This window comes from Bradyrhizobium sp. (assembly GCF_049581145.1).
Classification (GTDB): Bacteria; Pseudomonadota; Alphaproteobacteria; order Rhizobiales; family Xanthobacteraceae; genus Bradyrhizobium.
In genome coordinates this window covers 1-3174 of record NZ_JBAURI010001301.1, presented here as the reverse complement: position 1 = coordinate 3174, position 3174 = coordinate 1, and the positions used below count along the sequence as shown (strand labels likewise).

General features: G+C 67.1%; 3 protein-coding genes. All 3 read left to right on the top strand.

All coding sequences use genetic code 11. The features are described 5' to 3' along the window. On the top strand, window positions 1–681 hold a 681-nt coding region (locus WCB02_RS41635), incomplete at its 5' end, for a DUF1127 domain-containing protein (protein WP_423968764.1). Next, entirely contained in the window at window positions 678–1754 is a 1077-nt protein-coding gene (locus tag WCB02_RS41630; protein ID WP_423968762.1) for a cytochrome-c peroxidase, read from the top strand. The genes WCB02_RS41635 and WCB02_RS41630, both read left to right, overlap by 4 nt. Further along, a partial coding sequence (locus tag WCB02_RS41625; RefSeq protein WP_423968760.1) for a DAHL domain-containing protein occupies window positions 1751–3174 on the top strand: 1424 nt, incomplete at its 3' end. The genes WCB02_RS41630 and WCB02_RS41625, both read left to right, overlap by 4 nt.

Here is a 3174-nt window from a genome sequence, read left to right as displayed (position 1 = left end):
CGATCGCCTCACCTGATCGAACGGCAGCCGCCGCGCGCCCGGCTCGCCGGCCGGGATCAGGCGCTCACGCGCACCGGCTCGTCAGGCGAGACGACGCCATGGCGGGTGGTCTCGACCGCCGGTTCGGGACTCCTGCTCAAGGCCAGCAGTGGGTTTGCCGGTTCCGGCGAGGTCGTGTTTCCGAATGTCCTGTTCGCGATCGTGTCCTGGATCGTGAAGGAAATTCTCCAAGGCTGCGCTGCCTACGCGGAAGCCATGTACCCCGGCATGGCGCCTTTGGACGAGATCGGCGGCGATGCCGATCGGCAAGCCGAACGCGGCCCTTTGCAGGAGTTGCCGACCCGGGCACCGCGCGCGACGCCATCATTGGCCGTGGTGGCGCGAAACGAAAAGTCCGGCGACGGCCCCGTCGTGTCGAGAGGTCGAACCCAGCGGTCCGATGCCGGATGCGTTGCGCGCGACAACCAGGTACGGCCGCGCCCGCCGGACGTCGCGCGTTCGGGCTGGCGGCCCCGGATCGCGCTCGTCTTGACGGTGCGCCTATTGCGGCTGCGGCGGGCGATCCAGCAGCGCCAGGCCATCAGGGAGCTGCGAAATCTCGACGACCGCGCGCTGCGCGACATCGGCATCTCGCGCTGCGACATCGAACATCTGGCCCGTAGCGGAGATTCTCGCGAATGAGCCGATCATGGCCGCCGGCATCCCGCCGGCGGCATCCGGTGGAAAAAGCCGCAACGCGGGCGCCGTGGCTCTCGATCATGGCGTCCGCGCGGACGCTTTTTGTCTGCCTCTGTGTGCTGCTGGCGGACTTTCTGCCGGCCGACTTTCTGCCGGCCGACTTCCTCCGAGCAGACTCCGCGAGCGCGCAGGCGCCTTCCGCCCCGGAGGCGCCTCGCGCGCGTCCGTTGGACCAGGAACCGATAACACCCGTTCGTCCGCCGGCGCCAGCCGACCCGCGACGACTGGCGCTTGGCGAGCGCCTGTACTCGGATCCGCGCCTGTCCGGCGATGGGAAGCTGACATGTTCGTCCTGCCATGACCTGCGCACCAATGGCGCCAGGAGCGGCGGCGGAAAAGCCGCGCATGACGGATCGAAGATGTCATTCGATACGTTGACCGTGTTCAATGCCGCACGCAATTTCCGGCTGAACTGGGAAGGCAATTTTCGCAGCCTCGAGGCCCAGGCCGAATCTTCGCTGGAAAATCCCGCGAACCTCGGAACCAGCGTCGCCGAGGTCGTCAGGAAGCTGAACGCCGATCCGCAGATGGTGAGCCAGTTCCAGGCCGCCTATGGGCGCCGGCCGGATCGGGCGAGCTTCCTCGACGCCCTTGCGACCTTCGAGAGGTCGCTGGTCACGCCGGGCAGCCGGTTCGACCGCTGGCTCGAAGGCGATGCCTCGGCGCTGACCCCGGCGGAGCTGGATGGCTACGCGCTCTTCAAGTCGCTCGGCTGCAGCTCCTGCCATCAGGGCGCCAATGTCGGCGGCAATCTTTTCGAACGGCACGGCATCTTCCATCCGCTCGCCTCGCCGGACCCTGCAATCGTGCGGGTCCCGAGCCTGCGCAATGTCGCGGTGACGGCGCCATATTTTCACGACGGCAGCGCGCCGACGCTGGGTGACGCGGTCCACGAAATGGCGCGTGCACAGCTCGACCGCACGCTGTCTGACCAGCAGGTCGATTCGCTGGTGGCCTTCCTGAAGACCTTGACCGGGATCTACCGCGGCAAGCTTGTGGGTGGAGGTGAGCCATGAGGTTTACGCCGGCCGCGATGATCGTATCGCTCCTCGTCGTGCTTCTGACCTGGCTGTCGCTGTGTGCCTTCAATCCGGAAGCGGAATTGTTCGATCGCGCCTTCGCCGAGCTCGACAGGTTCGCGACGATCGAAAACGCGCTGTATCGCGACGTCTTCACCGCGCGCGCCGGCACGTTGCGCAACTACGACCCGATCGTCGAGGAGATCGACGAGCTGCGCTCCTCGCTCGATCGTCTGCGCGCGACCGCAGCGATCGATGCCGACACCACCGCTGCGGTGGACCGGCTTGCAGCGTCGATCGCGCAGCAGGAAGATCTGATCGAAGAGTTCAAGAGCGAGAACGCGCTGCTGCACAATTCGCTGGCCTTCTTCGGCCGGTTCAGCATGCGTCCGGCCTCGCCGGACCTCGGGCCTGCGATCAGCGCCGCAGCCGCGGCGATGCTGAACCTCACCCTTGATACCTCGCCCGACGCGGCACGCGAGGTCGGGCATCGCCTGGACGAACTCGACCATCAGGCGAGTACACTCGGCGGCGGCGATGCCGTCGCAACGCTGCTCGCCCATGGACGTTTGCTCGACCAGCTGCTGCCCGCCACCGATGGCGTGCTGAAGGCGATGCGGGCGATCCCGCGCAAGCCGGACCAGGACGAGCTTCGCGCGCTGCTGCTGCAACGACAGATCGCGACGAGGACGACAGCGCGGCAATATCGCCGACTGCTGTACGCGACGTCGTTGGTGCTGGTGGCGTTCCTGGTTTACCTTGGCGTCCAGCTTGCCGCACGCGCCAACGCGCTGGCACGGCGCGCCGCATTTGAGCACGTGATCGCCGGCATCTCGACGCGGTTCATCAACGCGCCGCCGCAGACCATCGATGCCGAGATCGACCGGGGGCTGGCCGAAATGGCGCAATGCATCGGCTCGGACCGGGCTTATTTCATGCTTTCCGGCGGTCCGGCGCCGCGGCTGCTGTGGTGGTCGAAGCCGGAGCTCGGCATTGCCAAGGGCTGGCCGGACGGGGCGCCGTCGCTTGCCGCCCGATTCGAGTCCACCGTGGAAGGGATCATCCACATCCCGGACGTGAGGCGCCTGCCGGCCGGCGAGGATCGGAATGTGCTGACGGCCCTCGGTCTCGGCGGCTGGGCCTGCGTCATCAACCCCGGCACGGACGGCACGACGGCGACACTCGGCTTCGACGCGGTCGGCCGGCCCTGTCGCCTCACCGCGCAAGGCGAACTCAGCCTGCTCCGCATGGCGCTCGATACCATCGTTCACGCCGTCGAGCGTCACGGCATGGAAAAAGAGCGGAGGCGGCTGGAGATGCGACTGCAACAGGCCCGCCGGATGGAAAAGGTCGGGACCTTCACCAGCGGCATCGCCCACAACTTCAACAATATCCTTGGCGGAATCCTGGGCCATTC